The 21,650-nt window shown below is 45.7% G+C and carries 17 protein-coding genes; 8 read left to right on the top strand and 9 right to left on the bottom strand.

All coding sequences use genetic code 11. The features are described 5' to 3' along the window. Window positions 1-4 precede the first annotated feature (4 nt). Genes rsxC through gloA form a run of 6 tightly spaced genes read left to right on the top strand, consistent with a single transcriptional unit; the run spans window position 5 to window position 5,811 of the window. The gene (gene rsxC, locus FKN88_RS11430; RefSeq protein WP_154168671.1) at window positions 5-2,344 is read left to right on the top strand and encodes an electron transport complex subunit RsxC; all 2,340 of its coding nucleotides are present in this window, start codon (window positions 5-7) and stop codon (window positions 2,342-2,344) included. Continuing rightward, window positions 2,344-3,390 carry an electron transport complex subunit RsxD gene (rsxD, locus tag FKN88_RS11435; protein ID WP_158138126.1) on the top strand — a complete coding sequence of 349 codons (1,047 nt, stop codon included), beginning with the start codon at window positions 2,344-2,346 and terminating at the stop codon, window positions 3,388-3,390. Before rsxC ends, rsxD begins: the two co-directional genes overlap by 1 nt. A gap of 8 nt (window positions 3,391-3,398) precedes the next feature. Further along, a complete protein-coding gene (gene rsxG, locus FKN88_RS11440; protein ID WP_154168675.1) occupies window positions 3,399-4,028 on the top strand; it encodes an electron transport complex subunit RsxG in 630 nt (209 codons plus the stop codon). After that, window positions 4,029-4,721, top strand: a complete 693-nt coding sequence (locus tag FKN88_RS11445) for an electron transport complex subunit E (protein WP_004395672.1) — start codon at window positions 4,029-4,031, stop codon at window positions 4,719-4,721. Between the two features lie 23 nt (window positions 4,722-4,744). Further along, entirely contained in the window at window positions 4,745-5,386 is a 642-nt protein-coding gene (nth, locus tag FKN88_RS11450) for an endonuclease III (protein WP_154168679.1), read from the top strand. 8 nt (window positions 5,387-5,394) lie between these two features. Beyond that, the gene (gene gloA / locus FKN88_RS11455) at window positions 5,395-5,811 is read left to right on the top strand and encodes a lactoylglutathione lyase (RefSeq protein ID WP_072668601.1); all 417 of its coding nucleotides are present in this window, start codon (window positions 5,395-5,397) and stop codon (window positions 5,809-5,811) included. Window positions 5,812-5,916: 105 nt separating this feature from the next. Here gloA and FKN88_RS11460 read toward each other — a convergent pair whose 3' ends face one another. Then, the gene (locus tag FKN88_RS11460; protein ID WP_154168681.1) at window positions 5,917-6,801 is read right to left on the bottom strand and encodes an OmpA family protein; all 885 of its coding nucleotides are present in this window, start codon (window positions 6,799-6,801) and stop codon (window positions 5,917-5,919) included. 205 nt (window positions 6,802-7,006) lie between these two features. Between FKN88_RS11460 and rnt the strand changes: the two genes are divergently transcribed. Continuing rightward, window positions 7,007-7,663 (top strand): ribonuclease T, encoded by a 657-nt coding sequence (rnt, locus tag FKN88_RS11465; RefSeq protein ID WP_154168683.1) that lies wholly within the window; start codon window positions 7,007-7,009, stop codon window positions 7,661-7,663. 11 nt (window positions 7,664-7,674) lie between these two features. Then, window positions 7,675-9,003, top strand: a complete 1,329-nt coding sequence (locus FKN88_RS11470) for a Na+/H+ antiporter family protein (RefSeq protein WP_170906024.1) — start codon at window positions 7,675-7,677, stop codon at window positions 9,001-9,003. Window positions 9,004-9,089: 86 nt separating this feature from the next. Here the strand turns inward: FKN88_RS11470 and purF are convergent, their stop codons facing one another. The 8 genes from purF to glnS form a co-directional block, all read right to left on the bottom strand. After that, complete coding sequence (gene purF, locus FKN88_RS11475; RefSeq protein ID WP_004395678.1) at window positions 9,090-10,604, bottom strand: amidophosphoribosyltransferase; 1,515 nt, start codon at window positions 10,602-10,604, stop codon at window positions 9,090-9,092. Between the two features lie 34 nt (window positions 10,605-10,638). Next, window positions 10,639-11,130 carry a CvpA family protein gene (locus FKN88_RS11480; protein ID WP_154168685.1) on the bottom strand — a complete coding sequence of 164 codons (492 nt, stop codon included), beginning with the start codon at window positions 11,128-11,130 and terminating at the stop codon, window positions 10,639-10,641. A gap of 62 nt (window positions 11,131-11,192) precedes the next feature. Then, window positions 11,193-11,738 (bottom strand): SPOR domain-containing protein, encoded by a 546-nt coding sequence (locus FKN88_RS11485; protein ID WP_154168687.1) that lies wholly within the window; start codon window positions 11,736-11,738, stop codon window positions 11,193-11,195. Beyond that, window positions 11,739-13,004: a bifunctional tetrahydrofolate synthase/dihydrofolate synthase gene (folC, locus tag FKN88_RS11490; protein WP_154168689.1), complete on the bottom strand. Its 1,266-nt coding sequence runs from the start codon at window positions 13,002-13,004 to the stop codon at window positions 11,739-11,741. A 44-nt stretch (window positions 13,005-13,048) separates the two neighbouring features. Then, window positions 13,049-13,975, bottom strand: a complete 927-nt coding sequence (accD, locus tag FKN88_RS11495; RefSeq protein ID WP_154168691.1) for an acetyl-CoA carboxylase, carboxyltransferase subunit beta — start codon at window positions 13,973-13,975, stop codon at window positions 13,049-13,051. Window positions 13,976-14,144: 169 nt separating this feature from the next. Beyond that, the gene (gene truA, locus FKN88_RS11500; RefSeq protein WP_154168693.1) at window positions 14,145-14,939 is read right to left on the bottom strand and encodes a tRNA pseudouridine(38-40) synthase TruA; all 795 of its coding nucleotides are present in this window, start codon (window positions 14,937-14,939) and stop codon (window positions 14,145-14,147) included. 95 nt (window positions 14,940-15,034) lie between these two features. Next, window positions 15,035-19,498, bottom strand: a complete 4,464-nt coding sequence (locus FKN88_RS11505; RefSeq protein WP_306687575.1) for a FimV/HubP family polar landmark protein — start codon at window positions 19,496-19,498, stop codon at window positions 15,035-15,037. 424 nt (window positions 19,499-19,922) lie between these two features. Then, window positions 19,923-21,593 (bottom strand): glutamine--tRNA ligase, encoded by a 1,671-nt coding sequence (gene glnS / locus FKN88_RS11510; protein ID WP_154168699.1) that lies wholly within the window; start codon window positions 21,591-21,593, stop codon window positions 19,923-19,925. Window positions 21,594-21,650: the final 57 nt, after the last annotated feature.

The raw sequence follows: 21,650 nt of genomic DNA on the forward strand, positions 1-21,650 counted from the left end.
AGGTATGTTGTCATTAATTGAACAAATCCAAGCTGGTCGTCTTTGGGATTTCCCCGGTGGCATTCATCCACCTGAAAATAAACAGCAATCAACACAAACCGCTATCGCTCATGCTCCCATTGCTCATGAACTTGTTCTGCCAATAAAGCAGCACATAGGTAAAGCGGGCGATCTACTGGTTGAGGTCGGGCAGCGGGTGCTCAAAGGTCAAGCACTCACCAAATATACAACGACATTTATGCTGCCAGTGCATGCGCCGACGTCTGGAGAAATCATCGCAATAGAACCACGCACAACCGCTCATCCTTCAGGATTGCCAGAAATGTGCATTGTGCTACGCCCTGATGGTCAAGAATCGTGGATAGAGCGCCAATCAATCGCCGATTTTACTCAGTATTCAGCCGAACAACTGATTGAAATCATCCGCAACGCCGGCATTTCAGGAATGGGCGGTGCGGGATTCCCAACCGCAAAAAAAATTCAAACTGGGCTATCACGTACCGAAATATTGATCATTAACGCAGCTGAATGTGAGCCTTACATTACTGCCGATGATGCACTGATGCGCTTCCATGCCGACGAGATCATTCAAGGGATCAGTATTGTCGAGCATATATTGCGCCCTAAGCTGACGATTATCGGCATTGAAGATAACAAACCAGAAGCCATCCAAGCATTAGAGCAAGCGGCAAAAGAAAAAGATTTGCTGATCCGAGTGATCCCGACTAAATATCCTTCTGGCGGTGAAAAACAGTTGATCAAAATTTTGACCAACCTTGAGGTGCCTAATAATGGCATTCCGGCGGATATTGGTTTGATGATGCAAAATATCGGCTCAATACATGCGATTAAACGTGCAGTCATCGATGGCGAACCCCTGATTCAACGTGTGGTTACCTTAACCGGTAATACCTTTAAACAACCAACCAATGTATGGACGCTGCTCGGCACGCCAGTTGCGCATCTGCTAGAGAAGTTTGCTTACCAAGCCGACAAAAAATTACCGCGTTTGATCATGGGCGGGCCGATGATGGGCTTTACCCTACCTCATGCTCAGGTGCCAATTACCAAAACCAGCAACTGCATCTTAGCGCCGACCAGCAAAGAAATTAGTGCACCGCAAGCAGAAATGGCCTGTATTCGCTGTGGTTTATGTGCCGACGCCTGCCCCGCGTCGCTACTCCCGCAGCAGTTACAATGGCACGCCAAAGCTGAAGAATATGATAGATGCGAAGAGCTGAATCTAAAAGATTGCATTGAGTGTGGCGCTTGCGCTTATGTTTGCCCAAGTGAAATTCCTTTGGTGCAATATTATCGTCAAGCGAAAGCGGAAATTCGCACCCGCAAACGTGAAGCCGAAGCGGCTGAGCGTGCGAAGCAGCGCTTTGAAGAGAAAAAAGCCCGCATGGAGCGTGATAAAGCCGAACGAGAACAGCGCTTTAAACAAGCTGCCGAAGATCGCCGCAAAGAGATGCAAAATAGTGGCAGTGATGATGCGATCGCCGCCGCTATTGCGAGAGTCAAAGCGCAAAAGCAGCAAGAGGATAGTAATGAGAAAGCGGTGAAACCAGCGGTTGCTGCTGCCATTGCCCGCGCGAAAGCCAAACAAGCTGAAGCGAGACAATCCGTAGAGTCGCCAGTCGAAGAAATCTCTTCAGCTACGAGTACAGTGCCTGAGTCTACAGCTGCTGCGCCTAACAATGATAAAAAAGACGCTGTCGCCGCAGCCATTGCTCGCGCTAAAGCGCGTAAAGCCGCCCTGCAAGAGGCTTCTACTGATGACTCGTCTCCAGCAACCAGCCCAGCGCCTAAACCGATAGCCTCTGCGCCCAATGATGACAAAAAAGACGCCGTCGCCGCAGCCATTGCTCGTGCTAAAGCGCGTAAAGCCGCCCTGCAAGAGGCTTCTGCTGCTGACTCGTCTCCAGCAACCAGCCCAGCGCCTAAACCGATAGCCTCTGCGCCCAATGATGACAAAAAAGACGCTGTCGCCGCAGCCATTGCTCGTGCTAAAGCGCGTAAAGCCGCCCTGCAAGAGGCTTCTACTGATGACTCGTCTCCAGCAACCAGTCCAGCGCCGGAGCCTACCGTCGCAGCATCTAACAATGATAAAAAAGACGCCGTCGCCGCAGCCATTGCTCGTGCTAAAGCGCGTAAAGCCGCCCAGCAAGAGGCTTCTACTGATGACTCGTCTCCAGCAACCAGCCCAGCACCTAAACCGACAGCCTCTGCGCCCAATGATGACAAAAAAGACGCTGTCGCCGCAGCTATTGCTCGTGCTAAAGCACGCAAAGCCGCCCTGCAAACCAATCACCAAGCCAATAACGCTGAGGAGAAAAAATAGTGGCCTTTTTTATTGCTAGTTCGCCACACGCGCATAGCAAGCGCAGCACCGCTGAGTTGATGAAATGGGTCGCGATTTGTGCCCTGCCCGGATTGGTTGCACAAAGCTATTTTTTTGGTTGGGGAACATTAATCCAATTGATACTGGCGATAACCGTTGCCTTAGGTTTAGAAGCCATAGTGATGTTACTGCGCAAACGCTCACCACGTTTAGCTTTACGAGATTATAGTGCCCTTGTCACCGCCTGGTTGCTTGCTATTGCTATTCCCCCACTCTCACCTTGGTGGATAGTGATCATCGGTTTAGTTTTTGCCATTGTGGTCGGTAAACATTTGTATGGCGGACTCGGTCAAAATCCATTTAACCCAGCGATGGTGGCTTATGTTGTCCTGTTAATCTCATTTCCAGTACAAATGACCAGTTGGTTGGCACCACATCAATTAGCCCCAGAATCCGTGTCGTTTGTTGATTCTTTATCACTGATTTTTACTGGCTTTAATCAAGATGGGTTATCGCTACAGCAGATCCGCACAGGGATTGATGGCATGACCATGGCGACCCCATTGGATGCTTTAAAAACGGCGTTGCATGCTGGCAATACACTATCACAAGCGCTTTCCTTACCCCCATTCAGTGGTTTAGCAGGGATTGGTTGGGATTGGGTGAATCTCGCTTATCTAGCAGGCGGCTTATTATTGATTAAGCTACGGGTGATTAATTGGCATATACCGGTCGCTTTTCTCTCTGGGGTGATTGTCTCTAGTTTACTGTTGATGCTGCTGGCTCCGGGCACGACCGCTTCGCCGATTATTCATTTACTTTCTGGGGCGACGATGCTTGGGGCATTTTTTATTGCTACCGATCCCGTTACCGCTTCTACTACCAATAAAGGCCGGATTATCTATGGCCTGTTTATTGGGAGTTTAGTGGTGATGATTCGTAGTTGGGGAGGCTTTCCTGACGGTGTCGCCTTTGCGGTATTACTCGCCAACATGTGTGTCCCCTTAATCGACTATTACACCAAACCTCGTACTTACGGGCATTAAGGAGCATTATGTTTACTGCCATCCGTAAAAATGGGTTAATTTTGGCTATCTTTGCTTGCGCTTCCACTGGTGTCGTCGCGTTAACCCAATATTTGACCGCCAGCCAAATCAAAGCTCAAGAAACTGCACAATTATTATCAGTGTTAAATCAGGTGATCCCACCTGAATGGCATGATAATCAACTGTCAGCCGCATGCACACTAGTAAGCGATCCCTTACTCGGTAGCTCAAAAGCCATGCCTGTTTATCTCGCCACTCTGAATGGAGAGCACACCGCATTGGCTATTGAGGCGATTGCACCTGATGGCTATAGCGGAGCGATCAAAATCATTGTTGGTATTGATCAACAAGGAAATATACTCGGCACACGTGTTTTATCTCATCAAGAAACCCCCGGTCTTGGCGATAAAATTGATTTACGGATCAGCAATTGGATACTCAGTTTTACTGGCCGTCAAGTCAGTGATGACAATCAAAAACAGTGGCAAGTACGCAAAGATGGTGGGCAATTTGATCAATTTACCGGAGCGACTATCACACCGAGAGCGGTCGTAAAAGCAGTTAAACAAACGGTCGAGTATGTGAATTTACATCGCGAACAGATCGTTAATCAACCCTTGAACTGTGGAGGACAATAGATGAGTGACCATAAAACACTGATCAAAAATGGCTTATGGGATAACAACCCAGCTTTAGTGCAGTTACTAGGTCTGTGTCCGCTATTAGCCGTCTCGTCCACCGTCACTAACGCGCTTGGTTTAGGTCTAGCGACCTTATTGGTATTGGTCGGTTCGAATGTGACCGTCTCTTTAGTGCGCGATTATGTTCCCAAAGAAGTACGGATCCCGATTTTTGTCATGATCATTGCCGCTTTAGTGACTTGTGTGCAGTTACTAATGAAAGCCTATGCTTACGGACTTTACCTCTCTTTAGGCATCTTTATTCCCTTGATTGTCACCAATTGTATCATTATTGGTCGCGCCGAAGCATTCGCCTCAAAAAATCAAGTGCTTCCTGCCGCTCAAGATGGCTTCTGGATGGGATTAGGCATGACTGCCGTTCTGGTCGTCTTAGGCGCTCTACGAGAAATTCTGGGTAATGGTACTTTATTCGACGGTGCTGATTTGCTACTGGGTGATTGGGCATCAATACTGCGTATCGATCTTCTGCATTTAGACAATAGTTTCCTACTCGCACTACTACCACCAGGCGCTTTCATTGGTGTCGGTTTTCTGATTGCCGCCAAAAACGTGATTGATAAGCAGATTGCTCAGCGTCAACCTAAGCCTGAAAAGCAGGCCATTGAGCGCGCGCGCGTCACCAATGTATAACTCTATTGACTGGGTATTTGATTATGAATAACGCAAAGCGGTTAGCAATCCTTGAGCGCTTGAGAGCCAACAACCCTAACCCACAAACTGAACTCAACTGGAATACGCCATTTGAGCTGCTGATTGCCGTTTTACTATCGGCTCAAGCTACCGATGTGAGTGTCAATAAAGCCACGGATAAACTCTACGCCGTCGCCAACACCCCACAAGCCATATGGGATTTAGGTGTCGATGGCGTGAAGCAATACATAAAAACCATTGGACTATTCAATTCTAAAGCCGAGAATGTGATTAAGACCTGCCGAATACTGCTTGATCAGTACGGCGGCGAAATTCCAGAAGATCGAACCGCTTTAGAGTCACTGCCCGGCGTGGGTCGAAAGACCGCCAACGTGGTTCTTAATACCGCCTTTGGTTGGCCAACGATTGCCGTTGACACGCATATTTTCCGCGTCTCAAATCGGACTAAGTTTGCTATCGGTAAGAATGTCGATGAAGTCGAGCAAAAACTGCTTAAAGTCGTCCCCAAAGCATTCAAAGTCGATGTTCACCATTGGTTAATCCTTCATGGTCGTTATACTTGTATCGCACGCAAACCCCGTTGCGGGAGTTGCATTATTGAAGACTTGTGTGAATACAAAGAGAAAGTCTACCCAGAAAGCTAGGAGTCATTATGTCAAATAGTCGTATTCTTCATACCATGCTACGTGTTGGAGATTTAGATCGTTCTATCGAATTTTATACCCAAGTCATGGGCATGAAACTACTGCGTAAAAATGAAAACACCGAGTACAAATATACCCTTGCCTTTTTAGGTTATGGCGATGAATCTGAAGGTGCGGTCATCGAGCTCACTTATAACTGGGGAGTCGCTGACTACGAGATGGGCAACGCTTATGGACACATTGCGATTGGTGTCGATGATATCTACACCACCTGTGACACCATCAAAGCAGCAGGCGGTAATGTGACTCGTGAACCCGGTCCTGTTAAAGGTGGCAGTACACATATCGCGTTTATTAAAGATCCCGATGGTTATATGGTTGAACTGATTCAAAACAAACAAGCCAGTGCTGGGCTTGAAGGCTAATCAGCTTAACGTTTAATGCCGATATACAAAACCGCTCTAGTGAGCGGTTTTGTTGTCTTTGAGGGGGTGGAATACGACGGCCAGTGCGTTTTTATCAGCGTTCCATCAAACCTGAGTTCGCCCTAACGAAATCACCACTCGGCGGTTTTTATCTCGTCCAATCGGCGAAGCATTGTCAGCAATCGGCCGACGTTGCCCATAACCTTGAACTTGAATACGATCTTCTGGCAGTCCTAAGGTGCGAAAATAGCGTTGTAACGATTCTGCACGGCGCTCTGATAAACTTTGACTCTCATTGCGGCCTTCACTGGTATCGGTGTAAGTCGCCACTAATACCAGATCTATGTCTTGATTATATCGAATATAATCCGCGATTTGTGCTAAACGCTTCTGCGATGCTTTATTAAGCTCGACGCTATTTCCTCGGTCGTAATGCAAAATAGTGAACGCGATATCTTCAAAACTGTATGGCAAAAGATTAGCGATACAATCACTAAACACGTTGTACTGAGGCTGAAACAGTACCGATGAGAGCATCACTTCAATGCGTTGATCACGGCTTTGCCAATCTTGATAACTAAAGGTTGGATAACGCCCTTGTTCTAATTCACTCAAGAGTGCCCAAGCCGTTTGACCACCAATATAACCATCAAATTGTTTAAAAAACTGGATATTAGAGATGCGATCAGCACGCTCGCCCGGACGCCACCTCGGCGGCATAGAGACTAAGCTTACGTTACGAGTCTCACCCATCGGTCTGCGCATTTTTAGTTCAAAATCAAGATTAATCTGTTTGCTGGCATGAGAAGTAAAAACAGCATCGCCATAATTAGGAATGGGATGCACTAACTGGCACTCTAATGGTGTATTGACCACCATTTGCCAAGTAGACTGCTGTGGCGAGGCAACGTATTGCTTACCAGAAGCGAATGCATTCACAGTGCCAAGACAACCTGCTACATAAAGACCTGTCATTAGCCATTTATTCATAATCTGTCTCTTACCACAATAATAAGCACTAAGGCGATAACTTGCCGCAACGAAGGCAAATAACGCAATCTGCGTGAAGGGTCCGTAAAACATGCAAAAAACTCGCCACAACAACAAATTTTTGATGATTTTATTGCTGGGATTTGGTTTTTCTCAAGCAGATAATCTGTAATAATGTTGTTCTTGTCACTTAATTTAGGCTCACATGACTGTTATTAATGAAGCATTTGCGTTAAATAAACGCTTTAGAGGCTATTTCCCAGTAGTTATTGATGTTGAAACCGCTGGATTTAATCCACAAACGGATGCCTTACTTGAGATCTGCGCCATTACCTTATGCATGGATGAACAAGGAGATTTGCATCCTGCTTCAACCCTTCATTTTCATATTGAGCCATTTGAAGAGGCAAATATTGAAAAAGCCGCTTTAGAATTTAATGGGATTCATGATCCCTTCAGTGCATTGCGAGGCGCAGTCACCGAAGAATATGCGCTAAAAGAAATTTATAAACAGGTGCGTAAAGAACAAAAGGCGGCAGACTGTAGCCGAGCGATCATCGTTGCCCATAACGCATCATTTGATCACGGTTTTGTGATGGCAGCCAATGAACGTTGTAAATTAAAACGAGTCCCTTTTCACCCCTTCGCGACTTTCGATACTGCCGCACTCAGTGGGTTAGCTTATGGACAAACGGTGTTAGCTAAGGCTTGCAAAGCCGCAGGGATGGAATTTGATAATCGTGAAGCGCATTCCGCACTTTACGATACTCAACAAACCGCAGCACTATTTTGCGGAATTATTAATAAATGGAAAGCACTGGGTGGCTGGCCGTTAGCTCCCCAAACAAACACAACTGACTAATTGAGATATTTATGAACCCTGTTGTTATATCTGTGTGCGTCATGCTGATTTTAGCATTGATGCGCATTAATGTGGTCGTCGCCCTCACGTTCAGTGCGATGGTCGGTGGCCTTGTTGCTGGTATGAGTTTAAATGAGTCTGTCGCTGCGTTTGAAAGTGGTTTAGGTGGCGGCGCGACGATTGCTCTGAGCTATGCCATGTTAGGCACTTTCGCGGTGGCAATTTCTCGCTCCGGTATTACTGATGTCCTTGCCCAAAGCGTGATTAAACGTCTCCATGGTAAACAAAATCATGCAGCGACAACGGGATTAAAGTATGCCGTGCTCGTGGCTTTGCTGCTGATGGCGATGTCGTCGCAAAACGTGATCCCGGTGCATATCGCTTTTATTCCGATCCTGATCCCGCCCTTATTAGCGGTATTTGCTCGTCTCAAGATCGACCGCCGAATGATAGCCTGTGTGCTGACTTTTGGTTTAATTACCCCGTACATGATCCTGCCGGTCGGTTTTGGGGGGATTTTCCTCAATAATATCTTACTCAAAAACCTGCATGATAATGGCCTACAAAACGTTACCGCCAGTCAAGTACCCATGGCAATGCTACTCCCCGGCCTTGGTATGCTGGTCGGTTTGTTGATTGCGGTCTTTTTTACTTACCGTAAACCACGTGAATACCAAGCAACCGAACTGACCACCATTCAGCACCAAGAAAACAGTCATATCAATCGTAAGCACTTACTTACCGCAACACTGGGTATTGTGGCGGCATTGGCGGTGCAACTCGCTACTGGGTCAATGATCATCGGTGCTTTAGCTGGCTTTATGATTTTTACCTTTGGCGGGGTGATTGCTTGGAAAGAAACCCATGATGTGTTTACCAAAGGAGTGCACATGATGGCGATGATTGGTTTTATCATGATCTCTGCTGCAGGCTTTGCTGCCGTGATGAAAGCCACTGGTGGTGTCGAGTCACTGGTTACCGCTCTTTCAACCAGCATTGGCGATAATAAACCACTCGCAGCTCTATTGATGTTGGTCGTCGGTCTCCTTGTCACCATGGGGATAGGATCGTCTTTCTCTACTATTCCGATTATTGCGACGATTTATGTACCACTCTGCTTGGCTTTTGGTTTTTCCCCCATGGCGACTATCGCTTTAGTTGGTACCGCTGCTGCGCTAGGTGATGCCGGCTCTCCAGCCTCTGATTCAACTTTAGGTCCAACCTCTGGTTTGAATGCTGATGGCCAACACGAACATATTTGGGAAACGGTCGTACCGACCTTTATTCACTATAACCTGCCCCTGATTGCCTTCGGTTGGTTAGCGGCGATGGTGCTCTAGAGCTATATCAGATTTGACTATAAAAAAGAGCGCTCAATTTAGGCGCTCTTTTTTATCCATTCGGTAAACTCATCAAATAAAAGCAGTTAAGCGCCTTCGTTATGCAGCTCTAAGTTCGCTAAATCTTGTTGAATTTCCGCTAGCGTTTTCGCATCATCTCCGCGCATCGATTCGAGAAAATCAAGGTACTGCTGATCAATATCACCCGTCACATATTCACCGTTAAAGACTGACGTTTCAAACTTAGCAATATCAGGATTACCGAGACGCACCGCTTCAATCAAATCGGGTAGTGTTTGAAAAATTAAACCGTCAGCACCAATTTGTTTACAGATAGCTTCGTTATCGCGACCATGGGCAATCAGCTCATTGGCACTTGGCATATCAATGCCGTAAACATTAGGGAAACGGATTTCTGGTGCCGCCGACACTAAGTAGACTTTCTTAGCACCAGAGTCACGGGCCATTTCAATGATTTGTTCAGAAGTCGTGCCACGGACGATCGAGTCATCGACCAGTAATACATTTTTATCTTTAAACTCGGAGCGAATCGCGTTTAACTTACGACGCACCGATTTTTTACGCTGCTGCTGGCCAGGCATAATAAAAGTTCGACCGACATAACGGTTTTTGACAAATCCTTGTCGATAAGGAATATCAATCGCTTGGGCAATTTGTAGTGCAATATCACAAGACGTTTCAGGAATAGGGATCACTACATCAATCTCCAAATCGCTAAAACTTTCTTTGATTCGCTCGCCTAATTTTTTACCCATTTCGACTCGTGCGCTGTAGACCGAAATCTTATCAATGAAAGAATCTGGACGGGCAAAGTAAACGTATTCAAAAATGCACGGATTAAGTACTGGGTTTTGAGCGCACTGCTGAGTAAAAAGTTGGCCATCAAAGGTGGCATAAATTGCTTCACCGGGAGCGATATCACGCATAAAGCTAAAACCAACGGCATCTAAGGCAACGGACTCAGAAGCAACCATATATTCTGTGCGATCAGCCACTTGACGCTTACCTAAACAAAGCGGGCGAATCCCATTCGGATCACGAAAAGCAACCATGCCATGACCAATGATCATTGCCGCGACAGCATAAGCGCCACGTATTGTACGATGTACATTGGCGACAGCTCGAAAGACTTCTTCCGGCGTCACTTCGCTTTCAACAGAGTCTATTTCATGGGCAAGGACATTCAGTAACACTTCTGAATCTGAGGTGGTGTTGATATGACGGCGATCTTTTTCAAACAGCTTTTGGCGCACCTCTGTCGCATTGGTCAAATTACCGTTATGGGCCAGCGTGATACCAAAAGGCGAATTGACATAAAAAGGCTGCGCTTCCGATGCACTCGAACTGCCTGCTGTTGGGTAACGCACATGACCGATCCCAACCGTTCCTTGCAAGCGTTGCATATGTTTAGCTTCAAAGACATCTTTAACTAAACCGTTCGCTTTTCTCAGACGAAAACGATTGCTTTCTATGGTACAAATACCCGCGGCATCTTGGCCACGGTGCTGTAATACCGTTAACGCGTCATAAATTGACTGGTTCACCAGCGTTGTACCCACGATTCCAACAATACCACACATGTCTTAACCCTCGACTTTCAACAATAACTGGCGCTTAGTGAGCGCCAGAAAGAAAACTGGATGTTGCTTGTAAGTGTTCGAAGAAGGGAGCAATCAGGCGACTGAATTCTGGCACCAGTTGCGACCCTTTCCACCACTCTGCGTTTGGTGATGCGGTGAACGCATCCATAAAAAATAAAGCTGCTGCGACAATCAAAACACCTCGTAATGCACCGAAAACCACACCGAGGATCCTATCGGTTCCTGATAACCCTGTCTTATCAACTAACTGTGAAATGACGTAGTTAACCATCGCTCCAACAATCAAGGTGGCTATAAATAGCACCGCAATTGCCGAGCCATTACGAAACATCTCATCTTTAATGTTACTAAAGTACACGGCTAACTTTGCGTAGTATTCTGAAGCGATATAAAACGCGGCAAACCAAATAACCAATGACAACGCTTCTTTCGCAAAGCCACGAACTAAGCTGATCAACGCAGACAGGCCGATCACACTTAAAATGACAATATCTAACCAATTCATGAGTTCTTACATTCTAAGTTGGCGCGCATTTTAACAGAAAAATGCGCAACGCAAACGTTTTCTTAAGGATTTAATGGCTTAAATTTAAGTAACTGACCTTTAGCGCCAGTTATTTTCTCTAATTCCACTAACTGATTTTCTAACTTACTTTTTGAAACATCAGGCCCAATAATGACACGCGTAAAATCGTTTTCTTGTTTTGTGTGTGCCTGATAACCACGTCGTTGTAAGTCAGCAACCACATTTTTAGCATTTTCTGCATTTCTCAGTGCCATCAATTGAATGATCCAAGCGCTATCTTGATAATCATTTTTTTCAATCACAGGACGTGTGGTCGTCGTAACGGTTTGATGACTTGCCTCTTTCGGTATTGCTGTAGGCGATTCAGTGACGGTGACTGGAGAGTCGGGCAAAGCCACCTGATCTTCTATGGGATCAAGAATCTCAAACCGTTCAATATCACTATCGAGTTCAGGCCTTAGCGGAATGCTAGCAACGTCTTCTTGATAGTGCATTTTTTTACCGTCCAAGAGATCGGGTAATACGATCACACCAATCGCAACCAAAATGATCGTACCGACTAAGCGGCTTTGAAATTTACTGGCCATTTATTCTCCTTTACCTTGCCAATGCTCAAGGACTTCACCCACGGTATGAAAGGATCCAGCAACCACGATAACATCATTGCTTTGTGCCTTGGTCAACGCAGCTTCAAAAGCTTCCACTGGCGATGAGTATTGACGTTGAGTCGGGGTTAGATAATGCACTAACTCTTGTGAACTTGCGGCGCGAGGACCAGAAAGAGAAGCTGGATACCAATCCTTCACGACTGGGGTCAGTGCTTCGATAGTCGATTTAATGTCTTTGTCATGCAACATTCCGAGCACCATATGCACTTTTTGCTGTGGATAACGCTGCTCTAATTGCGAGACAAGATAGTCAGCCGAATGTGGGTTGTGTGCCACATCCAACAAAATCGTCGGTTGAGTCTGTAATACTTGCATGCGTCCGGCCAAATTGGCTTTACGTAATCCTTCACTCACATCAATGTCACTAATATCAAGTCCAGAGCAGCCTAACGCCATCAAGGCTGTGGCGGCATTGGCAAGAGGCAATGTCGGAATCGGTAAATCACTGAGTTCAAATGATCCACTGCGCCAACGCCATGATGAACTCGATAACGTCTCATAGTAATATTGAATACCGACCTGATAGAATGTCGCACTAATATCATCAGCATGAGCCGCCACCGTTGCAGGTGGAGAAGGTTGTCCGCAAATCGCTGGTTTTCCTGAACGGAAAATACCTGCTTTTTCAAAGCCAATCACGTTGATGTCATCACCGAGCCAATCCACATGATCAATCGCTAAACTGGTGATCACCGAGACATCATGCTCGACAACATTAGTTGCATCTAATCGTCCACCTAATCCAACCTCAAGCAAAATCACCTCGACCTGCTCAGTTTGAAAAAGACGCAGCGCGGCTAGAGTGCCAAACTCAAATAAGCTCAATGTAGTATTACCACGTTGAGTTTCAATGTAAGCAAAGGCTTGAGTATGTTTTGAATCCGGAAGTTCGTGACCGTTAATCCGTACACGCTCGTTGTAACGAATAAGATGAGGGGAGCTGTACACACCAACCGAGTAGCCGGCTTGGAGAAGAATACTTTCCATTAGGGCGCATGTTGAGCCTTTACCGTTCGTGCCCGCAACCGTAATGACGGTAGCAGATGGTCTGGTGAGTTGCGCTTTCTCGGCAACCGTTTGAACACGTTCTAAGCCGAGATCAATGGCCGAGGTGTGGATATGAGATAAATAATCAAGCCACACCGTAAGTGGCGATGTGGCTTGAGGAATAGAGTATTGAGTCATCTAACGTAGAACCATGGTTATGCTTGGCTTTGTTAGTGGTTACTTTACCCTTTTTTATCCGCTTCTGGTACAGAATATGTTTCTTCGTTTGGCGCTGCGTTCACAGAAACCACCAGAGGAGAAGCATGATTGGTCATTTTGGCTAACAATCCCGCCACACGTTGACGCATTTCACGACGATCGACGATCATATCTATTGCGCCATGTTCAAGCAAAAACTCACTGCGCTGAAAACCTTCAGGTAAATCTTCACGCACAGTTTGCTCGATCACGCGGCGTCCAGCAAAACCAATCAAGGCTTTCGGTTCACCAATATTAATATCGCCTAACATCGCCAAACTCGCAGATACACCACCCATCGTTGGGTCAGTCATCACCGAAATATAAGGTAAGCCTTTCTCTGTTAAACGCTGCAGCGCCGCACTGGTCTTGGCCATTTGCATCAATGACATTAAGGCCTCTTGCATACGCGCTCCGCCACTGGCAGAAAAGCAGATTAACCCGCAATTATTTTCAATCGCCGCATCGACTGCACGCACGAAACGCGCACCAACCACGGAACCCATTGATCCGCCCATAAAGGAGAATTCAAACGCACAAGCAACAACCGGAACACCGATCACCTGCCCTTTCATCACGATGAGTGCGTCTTTCTCGCCACTGCTTTTTTGCGCAGCCGCTAAACGTTCTTTGTAACGCTTAGTATCTTTAAACTTAAGCTTATCTTGTGGCTCAAGCTCTTGAGCGATTTCCTCGCGATTATCTTCGTCTAAAAAGGTCTCTAGACGACGACGCCCTTTCATGCGCATATGATGGTTACATTTAGGGCAAACCTCTAAATTGCGTTCCAACTCAGCGTAGTACAGCACTTCTTCACAAGAGGTACATTTAGTCCATACCCCTTCAGGAATAGACGCTCTACGTGAACTGACAATGTTGCTTTTTTCTAAAATCTTTTCAAGCCAACTCATGCAAGACCTTTTTACTTTCTCATCTCCCGCGCTAGTGCGAAAGATATAAATTAGACATAAACGCGTGGGATTAAAGCATACAAAACCGCAACTGTAGACAAAAAACTGGTTGTACCTATTTCTTTGCCCAATCAATATGCATCTGTGTATTGGAAGCTATTTGCCCCAGTTAGTTCAAATTCTCTGCTAAAAATAGCGGCCCCAGTGGCGCTTTGGGTAATTCAAACTGCGCTGGATAATCGACAGCAACGAGATACAAGCCTTCAGCCTTGGCCGTTGCAGCAGCTAATTTGCGATCTTTGGCTGCCAATAACCACTCTATCCATTGTGGCTCTTGCTCTCCACGTCCGACTTCAATCAAACTACCGACAATATTACGCACCATATGATGAACAAAAGCATTCGCTTTTATATCAACGACAACATAACGCTCATGGCGAGAAACATTCAAGTGCATAATATTACGCCAAGGGCTACGAGACTGGCAATGTACCGCTCGAAAAGAAGTAAAATCATTTTCACCCAATAAATATTGACCTGCCAGCTGCATTCGCTGAACGTCTAATTCTGGATGATAATGACTGACCCCCGAAGATAGGATCCCTGGGCGATAAGCATGATTATAGATAACGTATCGATAACGACGCGCCGTCGCACTAAAACGAGCATGAAAATCGTCGGGAACCACTTTCGCCCATCGAACAGCGATATCCTTCGGTAAGTTAGCGTTAGCGCCCATCGTCCATGCAGCCATGTTACGTTCAGCTGTGGTATCAAAGTGGACAACCTGCCCTGTACCATGCACTCCTGCATCGGTACGTCCAGCACATTGAACCTCTACCGGATGATTCGCGATAATCGACAGGGCTTTTTCAAGCTTTTCCTGTACGCTAATGACGTCTCGTTGCCGTTGCCAGCCAAAGTAATGGGTACCATCGTACTCAATACCCAGAGCAATTCTCATGTTCTGTTTCTCATTGAAAATGGGGCGGGCAGTATATACTGATCGCCAAACAACGTGAAGACACCTACGCCGCGAAAGTCATCCATCTTTACAGGCTATTGCCGACCATTGATTCTATCAATAAGGTATTTTGCCTGACGACGAATTTCATCATCACCATCAACGATCGCTTCTTCCAGTAACTTGATTGCGCCTTTACTGTCATTCATTTCCAAGTAAATTTTCGCTAGATCAAGCTTACCGGCCGCTTCGGCATTATTGTCAACATCAAAATCAGTGATATCTCCGAGTACATCAGGAAATTCATCTAAACCGACATCCAACTTAAGGGCTTCATCATCAGGATTTATCGAACCTTCATCCCTTTCAACTTGCGCCATCAACTCATCAACGGTCATGAACTCACGCTTTTCCGGTGAAAAATCAACTACATCTTCCTGATTTTCCCAATTTTCCACTTCAACTTCAGGTTGCTGATTTTGTATTTCCTCTTGCCAGATCGCTTGATCTTCTTCCGGTATCTCATCAGGGATAACGGCTTTTTGATCCTCGGTTAAACTAAAACCATTCCAGTCTTCTCCGCCCATTTGTAACATGGCATCAATATCCATGCCTGCACTGTCAATGGTTTTAGCATCTAACGGCGAATTAAACAGATCCATTGGACGAGCCATTGGGTCATTTAATAAATCCGTAAATTGTTGCTCATTGTACGCTTTACTGGATAACGTAGCGAAATCAATCGGCTCATCATTTTTATCCTCTGGCTCTGGCTCTGGCTCTGGCTCTGGCTCTGGCTCTGGCTCTGGCTCTGGCTCTGGCTCTGGCTCTGGCTCTGGCTCTGGCTCTGCAGCGATTGAAGCGGTGTCTTGCTGATCCGTCAAGTCTGAATGTTCAGCAACCTGATGTGGTGTCTGTAACTCCTCTTGTTGATCAAAGTTAGCCATGATGTCATCAAGTTCAGCAGCATCTTCATCACCATCAAAAATAACCTCTGATTCGGTTTCAAATTCCGTATCGGCTAAGGCATCTTGCTCGGTATATTCAGCAAGCTCACTCTCATCAAAACTTAATGGACCGTCTTCCTGCTCTGAAGATGGCTCAAGGGCTGAGTCATCAGGTTGGCTATTATCGGGCTCGACAATAGTGTCATCGACATCATTGACTATCGATTCTAAAGAAACATCACTGGATGGATCTTTACTGTCCGGCTGAGTAAACTCAGGCGGTTCGACGGATTCAGTTAATACTTCATCAACGTGGTCACTTTCTACCGCCACATCCGCATCTAACGATGATGCTTGCTCTTGTTGCGTGTCAGGTTGCTGTTCAAGCGTTTCTGGTTCAGCTAACTGATTTTCGAGACTGCTTTCAGGCTCTGGATCTGAGTCTAAATCATCATTCTCTAACTCATCGCTATCAACGGATAATTCACTTGGCACGTTCTGTTCCGCTTGAACAGCATCATTCTCATCGGCGTCTTCAGTATCAGCAGTAACGCTCGATGACTCTGTCATCGAGTCCGCATCGACTACCTCGACATCATCGTCTAAATCCGCCAAAGCGTCTTGTTCGGTATACTCGGCAAGCTCACTTTCATCAATATTTAATGGACCATCTTCCGACGGTTCAGCATGCTGACCATTCTCATCTATCGATTCAGGGGCTTGATCCTCAATGGTCTCTAGAGCGGCATCAAAGTCGATATCCTCACTATCAGAAGCAGACTGCTGGGATTCAAGCTGCTCAATATCACTAACCCGATCATCGCCATCAACATTTGCTAACATCGAATCCAAATCAAATGACGGCGCTTGATCTTCTGGTGTCTCTGGTTGCTCTGCCACTTGATTAACAAGGCTGCTTTCCGGCTCTGGATCTGAGTCTAAATCATCATTCTCTAACTCATCACTATCAACGGATAATGACTCTTCTTCACTTGGCACGTGCTGTTCCGCTTGAACAGCATCATTCTCATCGGCGTCTTCAGTATCAGCAGTAACGCTCGATGGCTCTGTCACCGAGTCAGTATCGAGTTGCTCAACATCATCGTCTAAATCCGCCAAGGCGTCTTGCTCGGTATATTCAGCAAGCTCACTCTCATCAATGCTTAGCGGCCCTTCTGTTTCTGGTAAAACTGGCGCATCAGGCTCTTCATCGATAAAATGATCAACATCGCTAATCTCGGTTTGCTCGATTAACAGCTCATCTTCTGACTCAGTAGAGTCACTTTGCGCAGCTTGTGGCTCACCATCGGTCGCAAGAGAGGCTTGATCTTCACTTTCAAAGCTCGATTCAACGTCCGTGCTCTCCTCTTCTTCAACCTCTAGTCTTTCTTCAGGTGTATCGGTTTTGGTAGAAGGTTCGTTGACTTCACCATCAAGCGCAGAGACCTCTTGTTTGGCCTCATCGATACTCGGCGATGGTGCATCTAAAGCTTCAATCGGTTCGGGATCTTCATCATCAACCAACCAATCTTCATCTTGTGGAACACCAAATTCATTCGCTACCGGTTCTGGAGCACTCGTGCTAGCCGCTTCGCCCCCTTCAATCTGAGGATCAAAATCAAATTCCTCCTCATCAACTGGCTGGTTAAGCGTTGATTCATCCTTATCCTCAAGATGAATATCATCCAGTAACGGATCTTGTGCGGGAGCATTACTGATCAGATCATCGATAAAGTTATTGCTATCGAATTCACTATCTTCAACTTCAGCCTGCTGCTCAATTTCGAGTAGTTCATCGAGAAACTCGGTTCCATCATCCAATGATACATTGATCGCTTCTTGTGGATCAGATTCGACGGACTCATTGCTCTCTACTTTTGGCTCTTGCTCATCAATCCATTCATCTAATAATGTCGGGCTGTCGTGATCAAATGACAGCGCTTCATCAACGTCAGATTCATCGAGTAGTTCATCAAGTAATTTATCAACAGCGGTATCTAAATCTTGTTCTGATAACTCCTCACTCACCAGTAATTCATCAAGTAATTCGGTACTGTCATCGTCCAACGAAAGATCCAGATCGTCCCCAACCAAACCATCTAATAAGTCGTCCAATACTTCATCAGCTTGATCTGACTCTGTCGTTTGTGATTGAATGCTGTCTAAAAGCGAGTCCAACTCTTCATCTGAGGTAAGCTCAGGCTCACTATCAATACTGTCTGCTTTAAGCTCATCAAGTTGACTATCTAAATCAAGCTCCGCATCATCGACCTCAGCTTCCATGAGTAACTCATCAAGTAACGCTTGATCAACTTCATTGCCTGATAAAAGCTCATCCTCATCACCAGCTAATAAAGCATCCATTGCGTCTTGAGACAGTGGGTCTTCTTCTGCGAGATCAAAATCTTCTTCATCAAGTTCATCACTTGATGGCTGATTTTCCGCTAAGTCGGCAAAATTGGTATCCAAATCACCATCGTCATCAATACCAGCGAAAGGATCGTCATCTTCGTCAAGATTTAAATCCATATCACCTTCATCAAGAGAAGCAAAGACATCCTCTTCTTCAGCCATATCATCGCCGTACAATATTTCGCTACTGTCAGATTCACCGAAGAGATCATCATCAAGTAAAAGATCATCGTCCCCTAGCTCTTCCCCCTCTTCAGGTAAGACTGGAGCAACCGGTGGCGGAGCGACTTTCTCTTCTGTTGATGATTGAACCTGCTCTGGCTGATCGGCTTTCGAGCGGCGGCTCAATAAGAGCATGACTATACCCGCAATCAGTAAACCGGGTATCAGTGCTAATAGCGCGACAAACCAAGTACTGGATAATAATTGCTCCCACGTAGAAGGGCCTTGCTGAACTTGTTGATTATTGCGTCGGTCTTCATTTAATAAGCGTTCAACTTCAACGCGGATTCGATTGTCATCACCCAGTTCATGTTTTAACTCACTCACCTCAGATTGCATTTGTGCCAATAGAAGTCGTAACTGATGATTTTTTTCTTCTAAAGCGAGGAGTTCGGCTTGCGCAACGTCAGTGAGTGGCGCGGGTGCAGGGATTGGCTCAGGAGCAACGCTTGGCGCCGGTGGTTCAACCACCGGTGATGCTTCAGTAACGGGTGGTGCGACCGGAGGACGTGCAGGCGTTGGGACAGCCGCGACCGTTGGTTCTGGTGACCCCGTTAAACGCGCTTGATGAGCCGTCATAATCGTGATCGCTTCTTGCGTTGACGCACGATTAATCTGTTCTATCGATGGTATCCGCAGAGTGCTTCCGGGCAATAAACTATGAATATTTTGATTTTCAAACGCTTGAGGGTTTAAACGATAAATAGCTAACAACGTTTGCTGAACTGAAACATTCGCTGATGGCCTTAATTGCGTTGCAATAGACCACAATGTGTCTTGGGGCGATGTGGGGCCGAAAAAGCGTGAAGGCTCAGAATTGTTGGTGGGTATTTGTCCCATATCACGACTAAAACGCGGAGCAGATTGCACTTCACCGTTTGGGCCGATGAGACGAATGACTTCTGCACTAACGATAGAAGTCTGAGTCACGGCGGCGATCGTTAATGGCAACAGCCATCGCTTAAAAAATTGACGCATAAAAGGCTCAGCTCTGTGCTTTAAAAATGAATATAACCTAAACAACTTAACAATGCAGGTAGACGGCAAGTGCGTGAATCTCCGTGAACATAAACAAACCAAACTAATGCAGCCTAACACCGCTACAACGTTAAGTAAGATGGGAATACAACGATCTTTTAAATATATCGGATTACCCCAGTAAAACTATAGGGACTAATACAAAAAATGTGCCTTACCTACAATAATCGCAGGAATCTCACACAAATATCTGGCAGACCCGCCCTTTTTCCTACCTTGCCCCTGATTCTAAGCTACTTGAAGATGCCGATAGGAGCAAGTAGACATCCCCCGCGAAGCATCACATGGCAACAAAACCAATAAAAAAGCCAACCTAAAAGTCGGTTGGCTTGATGTAAATCACCGTAGATAGACGTAAAACTGCTTACTCTTGGTCTATTTTTGCCCAAGTATCACGCAAACCAACCGTACGGTTAAAAACTAGCGAATCAGGTCGAGAGTCTTTGATATCTGCGCAGAAATAACCCATACGTTCAAACTGATAACCAAATTCAGGCTGAGCATTCTTCAGGCTTGGTTCGACAAAACCATGCATGGTGATCAATGAATCAGGGTTAATTGTTGCCGCAAAGTTATCTGCCGCGGCAGGATTTGCCACCGTAAATAAGCGATCGTATAAACGGAATTGAGCAGGCAAGGCTTTATCTGCTGAAACCCAATGAATTACCCCTTTGACTTTACGTCCATCGGCTGGGTTTTTACCCAGCGTTTCTGGATCATAAGTGCAGTAAATCGTCGTGATGTTACCTTGTTGATCTTTCTCAATACGCTCAGCTTTAATAATATAAGCACCACGTAGACGTACTTCTTTACCTAAGACCAAACGCTTATATTTTTTGTTGCCTTCTTCACGAAAATCTTCACGTTCAATCCAAATTTCACGTGTGAAAGGCACTTCTCGCTCGCCCATCTCCGGTTTATTAGGATGATTAGCGACCGTAAGCGGCTCAACACTATTCTCAGCAAAGTTTTCAATGACGATTTTCACTGGATCAAGCACAGCCATAGCACGAGGTGCATTCTCATTGAGATCGTCACGGATACAAGACTCAAGAGAACTAAATTCAATCATATTGTCTTGTTTAGTCACACCGATGCGCTTACAGAACTCACGAATAGAAGCAGGAGTAAAACCACGACGTCGTAAGCCAGAAATGGTCGGCATGCGTGGGTCATCCCACCCTTCGACCAGTTTTTCAACTACCAGCTGATTGAGCTTACGTTTTGACATCACCGTGTATTCTAGATTTAAGCGGCTAAATTCATACTGTCTTGGATGACAATCGATGGTGATGTTGTCTAATACCCAGTCGTACAAACGGCGGTTGTCTTGAAATTCCAGAGTACACAATGAGTGAGTAATGCCTTCGAGTGCATCAGAGATACAGTGCGTAAAATCATACATCGGATAAATGCACCATTTATCGCCGGTTTGGTGATGCTCTGCAAAACGCACGCGGTATAACACCGGATCACGCATCACCATAAATGAAGACGCCATATCAATTTTTGCACGAAGACAAGCTTGGCCCTCTGCAAACTCACCAGCACGCATTTTTTCAAATAAAGCCAGGTTTTCGTCAATCGGACGATCACGATATGGGCTATTTTTACCCGCTTGAGTTAATGTTCCACGGTATTCACGAATCTGCTCAGGAGTCAGCTCTTCAACATAGGCCAACCCTTTATTGATCAGTTCTACTGCATACAAATACAGCTGGTCGAAGTAATCGGATGAATAACGAACATGACCAGACCACTCAAAGCCTAGCCAATTAACGTCTTTCTTAATTGATTCAACGTATTCAAGATCTTCTTTTTCTGGGTTGGTGTCATCAAAACGCAGATTACACTGGCCTTGATAGTCTTGAGCAATACCAAAATTCAGACAAATCGACTTCGCATGCCCAATGTGTAGATAACCGTTCGGTTCTGGCGGAAAACGAGTCTGTACGCTAGTGTGTTTACCATCCGCTAAATCTTTATCAATAATTTGGCGAATGAAATTCGATGGACGAGCCTCAGCTTCACTCATCTATAGCACCTCAAAATTTAGTAGTATTGTCAGAAATGATTTTCTACGTTATGAGCT

It is taken from the genome of Vibrio sp. 2017_1457_13 (assembly GCF_030851525.1).
GTDB lineage: Bacteria > Pseudomonadota > Gammaproteobacteria > Enterobacterales > Vibrionaceae > Vibrio > Vibrio metschnikovii.